The organism is Aquabacterium sp., assembly GCF_034003525.1.
In the GTDB taxonomy this organism is placed as follows: Bacteria; Pseudomonadota; Gammaproteobacteria; order Burkholderiales; family Burkholderiaceae_C; genus Aquabacterium.
In genome coordinates, this window is the sequence record NZ_JAVEYN010000023.1 from 1 (window position 1) to 14,520 (window position 14,520).

A 14,520-nucleotide genomic window follows, 5' to 3' on the forward strand; every position below is an offset into this window, starting at 1 on the left:
ACAACGCGGCGGCAACTGCCGCACGCTGGTTCAGATCGGCAGCGCCGGCCCTTCGTGGCCGAGCAGCGCAATCGCGCCACTGCCCCGGGTCTCGTACAGGTCCACCCGGTCCTCCTGGGGCAGCACCTTGCGCGCCTCGGTCAAGATCCAGTGCGACAGCGAGGCCGTGTCGCAATCGTCCAGCCCCGGCAGCTCGTGCAGCGGGTGGTGGTCGAGCGCCTTGAAGATCGGGTTGAAGCGGTCCTTCACATCGCCGAAGTCCACCGTCCAGCCCATCACCGTGTCCAGCGGTGCCGACAGGTGCAGGCGCAGCGTGTAGGTGTGGCCGTGGATGTGGCTGAGCGGGTCGTCGCTGGGCGCCTGGCGCAGGAAGAGGGCGCTGTCCAACGTCATCTCCTTCCAGATGCGGTAGTCCGCACCATTGAAATTGGCACCGCACGAACCGGTCTCGTACACCGTCACCCATGACAGCTCGGGCAGCACGCCCTTGAGGCGGTCCCACAACCAACCCGCGATCACCTCGCTGGTCGGGTTCTCCAGACCTTCGATGGCATTGAGGTAGCGCTGATGCAACTGGTAGTGAAAGGGCGCCCAGACCTCGTCGAGGTGGTCGTAGTCGATGCTGATGTCGCGCCCGCCCGCGTCCTGGTTGGCATGCAAGATGACCTCGAAGCCATGGCCATGGAGGCGCCCGCACTTGTGCCCCAGGGGCACGTTGGGCAGCTTGTGGGCCGACTGGAACCGGTAACGCCGCCAGACATGGGCCTGGTCGTGGCGGTCCAGGTCCACCCCCTGGTCGGCCGTGCTCTGGATGCCCACCTGCTCCAGACCCGGCACATCCAGCCGGTCGCGCAGCCAGCGGGCCAGGTTTTCGTCAGTAGGCAGAGGCAGCACCTCGTTGAGCAGGCGGTAGTCCAGCGGCGCGGTGCAGGCCTGCAGGCGCTGGCTCAGCGTACTCACCTGTGCACCCGGAAACGCCGCCCAGTCGTCCGGCAAGGCCGCGCGGATGCGGGCCACGAAGCTGTGCCCATGCAGGCGGTGGCTGGGGTGGTCATCCGGCAGCACGCCCACCTGGCGGGCCGACTCGAAACCGCAGGACGCGGTGTGCAGGGTGGTGAGGCTCATGGCCTGTATTGGATCACCAACCCGCCCTCTCAGTCTGCCCGCGCGTGCAGACCGTGCTTGTCCATCAGTCGGTACAGCGTCATGCGCGAGACGCCCAGTTCGCGCGCCGCGCGGGTCACGTTGTGCGCCATGCGCCCCAGCGTCAGGGCAATCGCCTCCCGCTCGGCCTGCAGGCGCGCGGCATCCAGCCCCAGGGCCGACGAGGCACTGGGCGCCGCCAGCCCGAGGTCGGCAGGCGAGATCAGCCGCTGCTCGCTCATCACCACGGCGCGCTGCACCCGGTTGCCCAGCTCGCGCACATTGCCCGGCCAGGGGTAGGCCAGCATGGCCTCACGGGCCTCGACACTGAAACCCGCCACCCGCCGTGAGTAGCCCTGCTGCAAACACTGGTGCAGGAAATGCTGCGCCAGCACCGAGATGTCCTCGACGCGCTCACGCAAGCTCGGCACGACCAGGGGCAGAACGTTGAGCCGATAGAACAGGTCTTCCCGAAAACGCCCCGCCACAACGGCCTGCGACAGGTCCACATGCGAGGCCGCGATCACGCGCACATCCACCGTGACACTGCGCGTCGCCCCCACGCGCTGGATGGTGTGCTCCTGCAAGAAGCGCAGCAAGTTGGTCTGCAGCTCCAGCGGCAGATCGGCCACCTCGTCCAGGAAGATGGTGCCGCCGTTGGCCGCCTCGATCAAGCCCTGGCGGGCCGTCGTGGCCCCGGTGAAGGCACCGCGCTCGTGGCCGAACAGCTCCGACTGGATCAGGGTGGGCGCAATCGCCCCGCAGTTGACCGCCACAAAGGGCTGCCCCGAGCGCAGCGAGCACTGGTGGATGGCCCGGGCCGTCAGCTCCTTGCCACTGCCGCTCTCCCCACCAATCAGCACCGGCGCATCCGTGGCCGCCACCTTGCGGATCTGCTGGCGCAGGCGGTTCATGGCCGGGCTGTGGCCCGCCATGCCCATGAGCCGGACGTCGCACGGCGAGGCCGCCGTCCGCGCACGCAACTCGGCCCGGCACAAGGCGTGACGCAAAGTCACACTCAAGGCATCCCAGTCCACCGGATGCGTGTGGTGATCAAAGACATGGTCCAGCAGCAGGTGGCACAGATCGGGGGAGGTCAGCGCGTCCACCGGCACCAGCGCCACCCACTCCAGGGGCAGCCCGAGCAGACAGGCCTCGACTCGGTCCAGTTCCAGCGGCGCGCAGTCCCACAGACACAGCAGGCCGACCTGGACACGTTCGCGCGACAGGATGCGTTGCGCCTCGCCCAGGTCATTGGCGGGCAAGGCCAGCCAGCCCTGCGCCCGCAACTGCTCGGCGAGCGCCGCCACGCTGGCCCCACGGCTGAGGCACAGAACTTTTTGCGGCGTCATGCGGCACCTTCAAAAGGAACGCGGCATCCTGAAATTGATGCTGAGGTCGGGGGTGTCACGCGTCAGGCCGGCGCCCACCGACACGTTGAACGAGGTCTTGTCGTTGTAGCGGTACGAGTAGCCCATCAAGAGGCTGGCCAGCTGCGTGCGCACGGAGCCGGCCACCACGCGGCCGTTCTGCTTGGTGCGGCCCACCGAGTTCAGCTCCACCCCCAGGCTGAAGGACGCGCGCTCGTTGAGCGCCAACCCCATGCCGAAGTTCAGCCCGATCACCCCACCGGGCTCCACCGTGCCAATGAACTCCCGCTGCCCGGCCCGCACCAGACGGTTGATGTTGTTGCGCTTGAAATTGTGGGTGTAGCTGATGCCCCCGAAGAACACGGCCGGATCGGACGGCAACAACCACGTCAGCGAGGGCTGCAAGGAGTAAAAGCCCGAACCGGTGGGCAACTGCAGCGGCAGACCCGTGCCCGCGTCGGGCCCGTCGCAGCGCGTGATGCAGTCCGTCTCCACGTCGAACGGATCCTTGCCCGTGCGGGCCTTGAAGCGCAGGCCACCGATGAGATAGGGCCGCGTGTCCGAGCCGTCGGTGAGTTGGTAGCGGGCGGACACTTCGATGTCGCCCAGGGCCTTGCCGCTGGTGTCGAACACCTTGTCCTGCGCGGAACCCAGCGCGTACTCGCGGCTGATGGTCGCGTCACTGCGGTACACATAGGGCACCTTGCCCTCGATCTCGAAGCGGCTGGTCAGGCCATAGCGCGCCGTCAAGGCCGCGGTGAGCGTGTTGCGCTTGACCTCGCGCACGTCGATCAAGCCGATCAACAGGGCCGGGATGATGGTGTAGCCCACCAGGGCCACCCGATTGCTCGACGAGTACGCGTACTGAAAGGACGGCTCCAGCACCAGCTGGTTGCGCGGCGTCAGGATGCCGGGTTGCTCGAACAAGGTGGCCACGGCCGCCGCCTGGGGCTCGGCACTGGGGGCCACGCCCACCCGGACCGGCCGTGCATCGCCCTCGGCCGCCACCTGGGTTGGGGCCACTTGCGCCTCCTGGCCCAAGGCACGCTGCAGGGACTGGCGCAAATCTCGCTGGCGCGCCTCTTGCTCGGCCACCGCTTGCTTGAGCCGCTGGATCTCGCGGTCCTGTGCATCGAGCTGCTGTTGCAGCACCTGTGGGTTGGCGAGTTCGGACTCGGTCGCAGCGCTTTGCGCTTGAGCGGTGAGCATCGGCATGGCCAGCAGGGCAGCGGCGAGCGCCGTGCGCACCCCTGGGCAGGCTTCCTGGTTCATGGCTGGCATCCCTGTGTGAATGTGTGGTCGTACTGCCATGACCAACGATTAATGCACTGCAGCATAGGCAGGAGCCACCATTGCCCGCAAGTGAAAACATGTAACACAACGTAACGGATGCGGGCAAACATGTCCGAATGTCACACCCCTGCGACGGTCTCCTTTCCGCCCGCTCTGACGTGCAGACGCCGCCTCTCACCCTGATGGGGGGCGCATCGCCGTCACGCCGCGGAGACACCTGACAACCCTCACGCGACCGCCAATGTCAGAGGGTGACCCCGGCCCTTCGCGCGGGCCATCGCGCGGGTCCGGTCACGCGGATGTGACAGTGCGGCCGGGCGGGCGGATCCTGGCACGCATGCCGGAGGCGGGGCCATGCCTGACGCGCTCACCGCCCCCTACGACACGCGCCTTTTCGGACATTCCGTGATGAAGTTGGCATGCGGCATGCATTGGGATGCCTCGGTGCGGTCACGCACTTCACGTGAAGTCTGTTTGTCACATCAACGCAATCAACTTTCGGAGGTTCTATGAAAAAGACTCTTCTGGCTTCGGCCATCACCCTGATGCTCAGCAGTGCTGCATTGGCAGCCAGCGGGCCAATCACTCAGACCAACGGTGAGGGCGACACAGGCACCAACAACAGCACGGTGAACGACAGCAGCACGGCCACCAAGAACGTCACGAGCAAGTCCAACAACACGGACAGCAGCACGTACACGAAGAACGTGAGCGTCACCGAAGACTCGGGCAACACCAAGACCGTGACGAGCAAGTCGAACAACACCGACAACAGCACGTACACGAAGACGGAGACGGAGGACTCGAACAACACCAAGACCATCACCAGCAAGTCCAACAACACGGACAACAGCACCTACTCGAAGACCGAGGACTCTGGCAACACCAAGACCATCACGAGCCGCTCGAACAACACCAGCACCAAGACGTTCACCAAAACGGACACCCGGACCGACAGCAGCACCAACAAGCATTCCGGTGCGGCCAAGGCCATCGGCGATCGCTCGGCCGCCCTCAACAACGGCTCGACCGGCACGTTTGACAACGCCTTCAACGTGACCACCATCACCGCCCACAGCTCGCTCAAGGGCATGGTGACGGGCAACAAGATCTTCGGCCTGGGCAACAACGCCATGAACACCGGCTCGGCTGCTGGCGGCAACGCCAAGGGTGGCGCCGCAGGCGACGGCGGCAACGCTGCGGCCATGGGCAAGGGCATCGGCGGCAAGGGCACGGGCGGTGACGGCGCCAAGGGCGGCAGCGGTGGCTTTGCCAAGAACGGCGAGATCGACAACGGTGGTGCCAAGAACGGCGCCGTGGACGGTGGCAAGGGCGGCACCGGCTTTGGCGGCAAAGCCGGCAGCAGCGACACCGGTGGCAACACCAAGGCCTACACCGGCGGAGGCGGCGACACTGGCAGTGCCAATGCGAAGAGCGTTGCGCCCAATGAAAGCGGCACCGCCACAGCCTACGCTGGCACGACTGGGGCTGGCGGGGCAGGTGGCACAGGTGGCGCTCAAACCGCAACGGGTCCGGCCAGCAGCCACACCGGTGGTGCCGGCAGCGGCGGGGCGGGCGGCACGGCCAGCAATGGCAACGCCACCTCGACCGGCGGCAGCAACGGCAACAACACTGGCGGTGCCGGTGGGGCCGGTGGCAACGGCTCGGGCGGCGTGGGTGGTGCGGGCAATGGCGGCACCAACACGGCCGGCGCTGGCGCAGGCGGCAGCGGCACGGGTGGCACGGGCGGCGCGGGTGGCACCAACTCGGTCAATGCCGGCACCTTCAGCCTGGCCAACACCATGACCAGCGTGGGCCAATCGGCCGCAGGCATCATGATCGCCAGCCAGAACAGCGGACTGTCGTCCCTGATCCAGCAAAGCGTGAACGTGCAGGCCAACCTGGGCGTGGGTCGCTCGGGAACACCGACGCAATAAGCCTGTGAGTTCGGCATCGACCCATCGGGTCGATGCCGACTTCGTGCCTCCACCACACAAGCAAAAAGGGAGTGACGATGAAGCCGATCGATACCCGCAGGCTGACGCGTCTGGCCTTGCTCGCCGCGCTGCTGCCTGCACACGCACTGGCTCAAACCGAGAGCCCCCCCACCCCGGATGCCGGCATCGCGCGCAGCGCCTTCGCCCAACCCGTGGCCACACAGGCACTGGCCGGCCTGCGCGGCGGCAGCGAGTGGGTGAGCAGCAACATCAAGCTGCTTGGCACCACCGCCGGTAACACCGCCGACCATGTGAACACCGGCAGCAATGCCATCAGCGCCGGCGCGCTGGCCAACCTGAACGGCATCCCGCTCGTGATCCAGAACACCGGAGCGAACGTGCTCATTCAGAACGCGGTGATCCTGCAACTGCAGATGAACTGAGCGGAGTTCACCATGCGCACCTTGCTGATGCCGCTGACACTGGCCCTGATGCTGGGCAGCCCCGCCTGGGGTCAGCAAGCTCCCCGGGCCTATCTGCCCTCGCTAGGCCAGGGCGATGTGAACCTGCCCCTGGTCAGCCTCCGGCAGGCCAAGATGGCCGGCACGCTGCGACAGCAGTACGACTTCAGTTGCGGTTCGGCCGCGCTCGCCACTTTGCTGACGCACCACTATGACCACCCCGTCACCGAGACCGAGGTGTTCATGCAGATGTACGAGGTCGGCGACCAGGCTCAGATCCAGCGCGAGGGCTTTTCGCTGCTCGACATGAAGCGCTTCCTGCAATCGCGCGGCTTCGTGGCCGACGGCTTCGAGTTGCCGCTGGACAAGCTGCTGGAAGCCCGCACCCCGGCCATCGTGCTGATCAACGAGAACGGCTACATGCACTTTGTCGTGGTCAAGGGCCTGCGGGGCGACCGCGTGCTGATCGGCGATCCGGCCAACGGCACACGCAGCCTCTCACGCGAGGCCTTCGAGGCCCATTGGCCCAACCGCCTGCTGTTCGTCATCCACAGCCACATGAACACCGCCCGGTTCAATCAGCGCACGGACTGGGCCGCGGTCCCGACGGCTCCGCTGACAGCCGGCGTCAGTCGCGACGGCCTGATGGGCATCACCCTGCCCAAACACGGCCCGGGAGACTTCTGATGAAGATGCCCCTTCGCGCAGCCCTGCTCAGCCTCTCTGGCCTGTGGGCCTGCGGCACCAGCCAGGCACAAGCACCTTTGCCCCCAGAGGCCGACCTTCGCCCCATCTGGTGGGCCGTGGGCGATCAGAAGCTGTCGCAGTTGCGCGGCGGCTTTGACCTCGGCACCGGACTGTTCGTATCCTTTGGCATCAGCCGAGCGGTCTACATCAACAACCAGCTGGTCACCACCACCTCGTTCCAGACCAGCGGTCTGGACAAGCTGGCCCAGACGCGTCTGGCCGAACTGACCCAGCAGCTGAACGCCCAACAGCAGATCGTGCAAAACGGCCCGGGCAACACCGTGGACGCCAGCGCCCTGACCGTGCCGCTGGCCACCTACATTCAAAACACCCTCAACAACCAGACCATCCGCACGGAGACCGTGATCCAGGCCAGCACCAACGGGGCCGCCTTGCTGAGGCTGATGAACCTGCAGTCCACGATCAACGAGGCCGTGAACCGGTCGATCGGCGGCGCGCGTTAAGCAAACGGACAGCGGCCTGTCGGCGCCACGTGAGGCGCTGCGGCGTCAGATGCGCCGGTTGTGCCGTTGGGCGCTTGCCCCTCCGCCCGCTGCAGGTGCACCGGCTTGAGCTGCGCGATGGCGTAGCGATTGCCCGGATAGGTCCGGTTGGGCGTGTCGGCCAGACACAGCGGGTAGGCGCCCAGGCGGGTGCCGCGGCGCAGCCAGCCGAAGGTGCGCAGGCTGCCGCGTACCAGTGCCGCAAACCAGCGCGGCGGGCGACGGGCGCCCACCGCCTGCAGGAACAGCTCGTCATCGTCGAACAGGCTGTAGACCACCCAGGGCACCAGGCCCCGCAGCGGCGCCGGCAGCCAGGCCTGGCCCACGCGCAGCGTGTCTTGCGCCACCTGGGCGCTGGCCGCGCAGGGCTTGAAATGGCGCTCCTTGTAGCCCTCGATGAAGGCGTCGAACGCGGCCTTGGTCGGCGGGATGTCGCTCAGGCCCATGCGCCGTCCGATCTCGACCCAGAAGTTGAAGCCGGCCTCGCGCTCGTGCGCGGTCATGGGCCGGCGGGCGTACACCTTGGTCCAGCGCAACGGGAACTCGATGAAGGTCCACAGCACGAACAGGTAATCGTCGTTGGGGATGCGGTAGTGCGAGTGGGTGCGATTGATGCGCTCGAGCGCCTGCGCGCCCACCTCGCTGTCCCAGCCCGACTCCAGAAAGTGCCCAATCAGCAGGCGCGTGTCGTCGTAGCGCTTTTGTCCATGCTCGCGGAACTCGCCGGTGCGGTTCAGCAGGGTGGACACCGAGTCGCTGCCATAGGTGTAGAACAGCGCCAGTTCCAGCGCGCGCTGCATGTCCCAGGCCATGTCGTACTGGCCCATCAGGCGCACGATGCGCTGGCAGTCCTCACGCGCATCCAGCGCGGCAATGGTGCGCGCCACCTCGGGGTGGGGGAACAGGCCCCAGCGCTTGCGAAACGGTTCAGACATCGTGACAACTCCCTGGCTTGTGCGTTGCCTGGCAGTGTCGCCCCAGCCCCGGCCGGTGGGACACCCATCCGCCCCGCCAGCGGGATGCCACGGGGAGAAAACACGCCACACCGGGCGGCAGCACCCGGATCAGGGAATACCCTGATCGCCCGCTCAAGCTCCCGGCCACGCTTGCGCCATCCGGGCTCGGCGCAGGCATACTCTCGCCCTCGCTCACGCCCCTGGGGCACGGCCCCGCACGGCGGCGGCCTGTCCCCACCCTGAGGCGATCAGGGGCATTCGCCCCCGTCCACCGAATCGTTGCGACGGCGCAAAATCCAATCCCTCCAACGTACTACAGTCGAGGCCGTCCTGTGCCGCCACGCGCCGTCCGCGCCCGCACACCGCGGCCCGTTCAACCCCTCTCATTTGCTTGACATGACCCACACCACCGATCTCGCGCTCCCGCCCCAAGAGGCCTCCGTTGACGTCCTGCTGGAGAAGTACGCCGAGCCCGGTGAGACCTCGGTCGATGACGTGCGCCGCCGCGTCGCCAAGGGCCTGGCCACCATCGAAAAGACCCCGGAAGCCCAGCAGAAGTGGGAAGCCACCTTCTACGAAGCCCAGCGTGACCTGGGCGTGGTGATGGGCGGGCGCATCAACGCCGCCGCCGGCCTGGCCGACACGGCCGCCACCCTGATCAACTGCTTCGTGCAGCCCGTGGGCGACGCGATGATCGGCGCTGACGGCCAGATCGGCATCATGGACGCCGCCTCGCAGGCCGCCGAGACCATGCGCCGTGGCGGTGGCGTGGGCTACAACTTCAGCGCCATCCGTCCCAAGGGCGGCTGGGTCAAGAAGACCAACTCGCGCGCTTCCGGCCCGGTCAGCTTCATGAAGGTGTTCGACCAGGTCTGCCAGACGGTCGAATCGGCCGGTGCCCGCCGTGGCGCGCAAATGGGCGTGCTCAACGTCTCGCACCCCGACATCGAGGACTTCATCGTTGCCAAGCGCACGCCCGGCACCCTGAACAACTTCAACGTGTCGGTCGGCATCGTCGAGGGCTTCATGGAAGCCCTGGCTGCCGACGGCGACTGGGAGCTGGTGCACGCCGCCCAGCCCCACCCCGAAGTGCCTGACACCTACCAGCGTGAAGACGGCCTGTGGGTCTACAAGGTGGTCAAGGCCCGCCACCTGTGGGACACCATCATGAAGTCGACCTACGACTTCGCCGAACCCGGTGTGCTCTTCCTCAACCGCATCAACGAGGAAAACAACCTCGCCTACTGCGAAACCATCGAGGCCACCAACCCCTGCGGTGAACAGGCCCTGCCCGCCTACGGCTGCTGCGACCTGGGTTCGATCAACCTGGTCAGCCATGTGCGCAACGCCTTCGAGCCCAACGCCAGCTTCGACTTCGCCTCGTTCGAGAAGGGCATCGCCGTGGCGGTGCGCATGCTCGACAACGTGCTGGACGCCACCGTGTGGCCGCTCAAGGAGCAGGGCACCGAGTCGGCCGCCAAGCGCCGCATCGGCCTGGGCTTCCTGGGCCTGGGCGACGCCCTGGTGATGATGGGCCTGCGCTACGACAGTCCCGAAGGCCGCGAGATGGCCGCCAAGATTTCGGCCACGCTGCGCGACGCGTCGTATGCCGCCTCGGTGGAACTGGCCAAGGAGCGTGGTCCCTTCCCGCTGTTCAACGCCGAGCAGTACCTGAACACCGGTGCGTTCGCCAAGCGCCTGCCCGAGAAGCTGCGCAAGGAGATCCGCAAGCACGGCCTGCGCAACTCGCACCTGCTGTCGATCGCGCCCACCGGCACCATCACCCTGGCCTTTGCCGACAACGCCACCAACGGCATCGAGCCCGCCTTCTCGTGGACCTACAACCGCAAGAAGCGCATGCCCGACGGCGGCCACCGCATCTACGCCGTGGAAGACCACGCCTACCGCGTCTACCTGAGCCGTGGCGGTGACCCCAAGAACCTGCCCGAAGCCTTCGTGTCGGCCCAGGACATGAGCGCCATCGCCCACGTGGAAATGGTGGCGGCCGTGGCCCCCTTCATCGACGCGGCCATCTCCAAGACCATCAACGTCCCGGCCGACTACCCCTTCGCCGACTTTGCCGACCTGTACCTGCAGGCCTACCGCATGGGTCTGAAGGGCATCACCACCTACCGCCCCAACGCCACACTGGGCGCCGTGCTGTCGGTGGACACGCCCGCTGCCGCACCGGCCGCCGGCACCGCTCCGGCTGGCACCGGCCGCAACGACGACGATCCGCTGCGCAAGCAGTTCGACTCGCGTCCGATGGGTGACTTGGAAGGCATCACCTCCAAGGTCGAGTACATGACCTTTGAAGGAAAGCAGGCCGTCTACGTCACCGTCAACTTCCTGCGCGTGCAAGGCACGATCGACGGCAAGGACGTCACCATCGAGCGCCCGATCGAGTTCTTCATCCCTGGCGGCCAGACCTCGGACGGCCAGCAGTGGATCACGTCGAGCATGCGCCTGCTGTCGATGGTGGGCCAGTCCGGTGGCTCGGTCGCCAAGGCCGTCGCCTCGATGCGCAAGGTGGTGTGGGACAAGGGCCCGGTCCGCTTCGGCATGATCGAGCGCGCTGACGGCACCGTGGCCCCGCGCTTCCACGACTCCGACGTGGCCGCCATCGGCTTTGCCCTGCAACAGATCCTGGCCAAGCGCGGCTTCCTGGATTCGGAGGGCAACCAGGTCCCGGCCCTGCAACTGGCCTCCCGCCTGGCCCGCCGCGACGAAGAGCTGGGCCACCACCTGCAGCCCACCGACTACAGCATCACCGCGTCGAGCGGCAGCCATGGCCACACCGTGCCCAACTCGGGCAAGAAGTGCCCCGAGTGCGGCGCGCACGAAATGCACAAGGTGGACGGCTGCATGAAGTGCGCCAACTGCGGCGCCATCGGCAGCTGCGGCTAAGCCCCCGTCGGCACCGCAGGGTGCCCGATGACCCCACCCTCGCGCCCCCTGGAGCCCAGCGTTCCAGGGGGCGCGGTGCTTTGGCCTCGGCCAGACGCACGAAAACGCCCACACCCCAGGGTTAGCGATAGGGAAAGTGGCGTCATTTCACGACAGCTTGAACCAGTCAACCTCTTAGGATCCCCAAGATGGTGCACGGCAGTCGTGCAACGGCAGACGTTTCGGCCGTGCGATGCGCCCGGCATGACCGTGGAAAGGGTCCCATGAATTTTCGAGACATGAAAATCGCCACCCGACTGGCTTTGGCGTTTGGCTTCCTGGTGGTGATGATGGGCGTGGTGGGGGCCCTCAACGTGCACAAGGCCCGCGCGATGGAGCACTCGCTGCGCGACACCATCGACCGACGCATGCAGATCCTGCGCGACCTGGGCGAGCTGCGCGACGCGCACAACCTCCAGGCACAAAACCTGCGCAGTGCCCTGATGAACACCTGGCCCGATGCCCTCAAAGATCAGATCAACCTGATCAACGCATCCCGCCAGTCGGTCACCGAGGTGCAGGCCCGCCTGGCGCGCCAGATCCAGTCGGAGGCGGCCCGCCCGGTGTTCGAACAGGCTCTCCAGAGTTACCGCCCCTACAGCCACGAAGTGGGCCGCGTGCTGCATGCCCTGGGTCAGGAAGACCTCAAGGCCGACGCCGAGATGATGCTGGACACCGAAGTGCGGCCCCCGCAAGAGATGTACTTCCAGCACCTCCAGACGCTGACCCGCATCGAGAGCGAGGAAGCCGATGCCGCCTCGCAGGCCTTGATCGCCACCACCCAGAGCATCGTCTGGACGGCGCTGGGCGCGGTGTCCCTGGTGGTGGTCGCCGCGGTGCTGATGGCCATCGGCATCATCCGCTCGATCACCCGCCCCCTGCACCAGGCCGTGAACGTGGCGCGCGCCGTGGCCGCCGGCAACCTGAACGTGCGCATCGACGCGCAGGGGCGCAACGAAACGGCCCAGTTGCTGCAAGCCCTGCGCGACATGCAGCATGGCCTGCTGCGGGTCGTGCACGCCGTGCGGCAAGGCTCCGACACCTTGGTGAACTCCAGCGCCGAGATCGCCCGCGGCAACCAGGACCTGAGCGCTCGCACTGAGAGCCAAGCCAGCGCCCTGCAGGAAGCCGCCTCCTCGATGGATGCGCTGGGACTGACAGTGAACCAGAACGCCCAACACGCCCAGGCCGCAAACGACCTGGCGCAGAGCGCCTCACAGATCGCCCAGCAGGGCGGTCAGGTGGTGGCCGAAGTCGTGACCACGATGCGCGGCATCAGCGACGCCAGCAACCGCATTGCGGAGATCATCTCGGTGATCGACGGGATCGCCTTCCAGACCAACATCCTGGCCCTCAACGCCGCCGTCGAGGCGGCGCGCGCCGGAGAGCAGGGGCGTGGTTTCGCGGTGGTGGCCGGGGAGGTGCGTCACCTGGCCCACCGCAGCGCCGAAGCCGCCCGAGAGATCAAGGGACTGATCCAGGACAGCGTGAGCCGTGTGGAGAACGGCTCGGCCCTGGTCGACCAAGCCGGCGCCACGATGCAGGAGGTGGTGACCAGCATCGCGCACGTGACCCAGATCGTGGCCGAGATCACGGAAGCCAGCCATGCTCAGCGCGACAGTGTGTCGCAGGTGGGAGAGACGGTCACCCACATGGACCAGTCCACTCAACAGAACGCGGCCCTGGTGGAAGAGATGGCCGCCGCGGCCCTGGGCCTGAACACGCAGGCGCAAGAACTGGTGCGCGCGGTTGCAGCCTTCCAGGTGGGCGATGCCGATCCGGCGAACCCTGCGAGCGTGGCCCCTGCCTCGACCGCCAAGAGCTGGGGATGGTTCTCGCGCCCCGCCATGCAAGCGGTCTGATCCTCCAGCAGCGCGGCGCGCGCCGCGTCTCAGCGCCAGGCCTGTGCCAAGCGCGCGTGCGTGGGTCGGCGGTCCAACCAGGTCACCAGGGCCACGCAGCCCAGGGCCGACAGCACGCTGCCGGCGCCAAAGGCCCAGACATAGCCCAGCGTGTCACCGACCACCCCGCCCGCGATGCCCCCCAGAGCACCCACGCCCACCACCACGCTGGCCAGCAAGGTGAAGTCGGTGCCGCCATGTTCGGGGTCGGACGCGTCCATCATCAAGGAAAACAGCGCCACCGTGGCCATGGTGCCCACCACGCCTTCGGCCACCGTGGCCCACCACAGCAGGGGCATGCCGCCCCAACCCAGCGCCACGGCGATGTAGAGCCCAAAGGTCAGTGCCTGGCCCAGGCCCGTACCGAGCATGGCCGTGCGGCGGTTCACCCGCACCATCAAGACCCCGCCCAGCAGCGCACCAGCCAAGCTGGCGCCTGAGCCCACCGCACCCTTCATCAAGGCAATCGTTTCCTTGCTGGCACCCTGATCGCTCACAAAGGGCGTGATCAGGCTGCTGACCATCTGGTCGCCAAAGCGAAAGCAGAACACCAGCGCCGCAAAGGTCAACATGCCGGGGGCCAGGGCCCGGTGCCACCAGCCCAGCGCCAGTTGCCGGGCACTGAGGGCAGGGTGCAAGGCCGCCTCGGCCTGGGGCGCCACATCGGTGTTGAAGGGCACAGCGCGGGCAGGCTCGCGCAGACGCCACACCGGCCAGCTGCTCAAGGCCAACAGCGCCGCCATGACCAGGAACACCACACGCCCCTCGGAGCGCGCCCACAGCCACAGCAGGCCGCCCCCGCCCAGGATCATGCCCAGGCGATACGCCCCCACCTGAATGGCATTGGCCAAACCCCGCTCACGCGCGGCGAGCAGGCGCACAGCCAGTCCATCGGTGACGATGTCCTGCGTGGCCGCCAGCAAGTTGAACACCAGCACCGCCGCCAGCAGGCCCTGGCTCGCCGGCGGCAGGTCCAGTGCGGCCAGCAACAGCGCCGCGGCCACCGAGCCGCCCTGCAAACACAGCAGCCAGGTGCGCCGCTGCCCCCGGTGGTCCACCCAAGGCGCCCACAGGAACTTGAGCAGCCAGGGCAAGGCCAGCAACTGCAACAGCCCGATGGCCGTGAGCGACCAGCCTGCCTCGCGCATCAGCACCGGCAGCGCCAGCGTGAAAAAGCCGAAGGGCAGCCCCTGGGCGGCGTAGAGGCTGGACAGCAAGGCGAGGGGGTGGCGGTGCATGCGTGGAACCAGGGCAGGGCTGGAT

Annotated in this window: 11 protein-coding genes; 6 read left to right on the plus strand and 5 right to left on the minus strand. The window is 67.2% G+C overall.

Going from position 1 to position 14,520, the window contains the following annotated elements:
- Positions 1–30 precede the first annotated feature (30 nt).
- The 3 genes from RBT42_RS12875 to RBT42_RS12885 are packed head-to-tail and all read right to left on the minus strand — an operon-like array spanning position 31 to position 3,785.
- The gene (locus RBT42_RS12875) at positions 31–1,125 is read right to left on the minus strand and encodes a 6-carboxytetrahydropterin synthase (protein ID WP_320365734.1); all 1,095 of its coding nucleotides are present in this window, start codon (positions 1,123–1,125) and stop codon (positions 31–33) included.
- 29 nt (positions 1,126–1,154) lie between these two features.
- Positions 1,155–2,495: a sigma-54 dependent transcriptional regulator gene (locus RBT42_RS12880; RefSeq protein ID WP_320365736.1), complete on the minus strand. Its 1,341-nt coding sequence runs from the start codon at positions 2,493–2,495 to the stop codon at positions 1,155–1,157.
- 9 nt (positions 2,496–2,504) lie between these two features.
- Positions 2,505–3,785 (minus strand): acetate kinase, encoded by a 1,281-nt coding sequence (locus RBT42_RS12885; RefSeq protein ID WP_320365738.1) that lies wholly within the window; start codon positions 3,783–3,785, stop codon positions 2,505–2,507.
- Positions 3,786–4,315: 530 nt separating this feature from the next.
- Here RBT42_RS12885 and RBT42_RS12890 point away from each other — a divergent pair.
- The 4 genes from RBT42_RS12890 to RBT42_RS12905 all read left to right on the plus strand — a co-directional run bounded on the left by RBT42_RS12890 (position 4,316) and on the right by RBT42_RS12905 (position 7,415).
- The gene (locus RBT42_RS12890) at positions 4,316–5,743 is read left to right on the plus strand and encodes a hypothetical protein (protein WP_320365740.1); all 1,428 of its coding nucleotides are present in this window, start codon (positions 4,316–4,318) and stop codon (positions 5,741–5,743) included.
- A 77-nt stretch (positions 5,744–5,820) separates the two neighbouring features.
- A complete protein-coding gene (locus tag RBT42_RS12895; RefSeq protein ID WP_320365742.1) occupies positions 5,821–6,186 on the plus strand; it encodes a hypothetical protein in 366 nt (121 codons plus the stop codon).
- 12 nt (positions 6,187–6,198) lie between these two features.
- Positions 6,199–6,891: a C39 family peptidase gene (locus RBT42_RS12900; RefSeq protein ID WP_320365744.1), complete on the plus strand. Its 693-nt coding sequence runs from the start codon at positions 6,199–6,201 to the stop codon at positions 6,889–6,891.
- Positions 6,891–7,415 (plus strand): hypothetical protein, encoded by a 525-nt coding sequence (locus RBT42_RS12905; RefSeq protein ID WP_320365746.1) that lies wholly within the window; start codon positions 6,891–6,893, stop codon positions 7,413–7,415. The genes RBT42_RS12900 and RBT42_RS12905 overlap by 1 nt, the downstream gene beginning before the upstream one ends.
- Here the strand turns inward: RBT42_RS12905 and RBT42_RS12910 are convergent.
- Entirely contained in the window at positions 7,412–8,389 is a 978-nt protein-coding gene (locus tag RBT42_RS12910) for an oxygenase MpaB family protein (protein ID WP_320365748.1), read from the minus strand. The genes RBT42_RS12905 and RBT42_RS12910 overlap by 4 nt on opposite strands.
- A 417-nt stretch (positions 8,390–8,806) precedes the next feature.
- On the opposite strand from RBT42_RS12910, the gene RBT42_RS12915 reads away from it, so the two are divergent.
- Together RBT42_RS12915 and RBT42_RS12920 are read left to right on the plus strand one after the other, a co-directional pair.
- Complete coding sequence (locus RBT42_RS12915) at positions 8,807–11,317, plus strand: adenosylcobalamin-dependent ribonucleoside-diphosphate reductase (protein WP_320365750.1); 2,511 nt, start codon at positions 8,807–8,809, stop codon at positions 11,315–11,317.
- A 278-nt stretch (positions 11,318–11,595) separates the two neighbouring features.
- On the plus strand, positions 11,596–13,218 hold the full coding sequence (locus RBT42_RS12920) for a methyl-accepting chemotaxis protein (RefSeq protein ID WP_320365752.1): 1,623 nt from the start codon (positions 11,596–11,598) through the stop codon (positions 13,216–13,218).
- A 29-nt stretch (positions 13,219–13,247) separates the two neighbouring features.
- Here the strand turns inward: RBT42_RS12920 and RBT42_RS12925 are convergent, their stop codons facing one another.
- Positions 13,248–14,495: an MFS transporter gene (locus tag RBT42_RS12925; protein ID WP_320365754.1), complete on the minus strand. Its 1,248-nt coding sequence runs from the start codon at positions 14,493–14,495 to the stop codon at positions 13,248–13,250.
- Between the last annotated feature and the right edge of the window lie 25 nt (positions 14,496–14,520).

Bases quoted from the DNA above. Each gene is read 5' to 3' on its own strand.
- RBT42_RS12875 (WP_320365734.1), bottom strand. From the start codon at position 1,125: ATGAGCCTCACCACCCTGCACACCGCGTCCTGCGGTTTCGAGTCGGCC.
- RBT42_RS12880 (WP_320365736.1), bottom strand. From the start codon at position 2,495: ATGACGCCGCAAAAAGTTCTGTGCCTCAGCCGTGGGGCCAGCGTGGCG.
- RBT42_RS12885 (WP_320365738.1), bottom strand. From the start codon at position 3,785: ATGAACCAGGAAGCCTGCCCAGGGGTGCGCACGGCGCTCGCCGCTGCC.
- RBT42_RS12890 (WP_320365740.1), top strand. From the start codon at position 4,316: ATGAAAAAGACTCTTCTGGCTTCGGCCATCACCCTGATGCTCAGCAGT.
- RBT42_RS12895 (WP_320365742.1), top strand. From the start codon at position 5,821: ATGAAGCCGATCGATACCCGCAGGCTGACGCGTCTGGCCTTGCTCGCC.
- RBT42_RS12900 (WP_320365744.1), top strand. From the start codon at position 6,199: ATGCGCACCTTGCTGATGCCGCTGACACTGGCCCTGATGCTGGGCAGC.
- RBT42_RS12905 (WP_320365746.1), top strand. From the start codon at position 6,891: ATGAAGATGCCCCTTCGCGCAGCCCTGCTCAGCCTCTCTGGCCTGTGG.
- RBT42_RS12910 (WP_320365748.1), bottom strand. From the start codon at position 8,389: ATGTCTGAACCGTTTCGCAAGCGCTGGGGCCTGTTCCCCCACCCCGAG.
- RBT42_RS12915 (WP_320365750.1), top strand. From the start codon at position 8,807: ATGACCCACACCACCGATCTCGCGCTCCCGCCCCAAGAGGCCTCCGTT.
- RBT42_RS12920 (WP_320365752.1), top strand. From the start codon at position 11,596: ATGAAAATCGCCACCCGACTGGCTTTGGCGTTTGGCTTCCTGGTGGTG.
- RBT42_RS12925 (WP_320365754.1), bottom strand. From the start codon at position 14,495: ATGCACCGCCACCCCCTCGCCTTGCTGTCCAGCCTCTACGCCGCCCAG.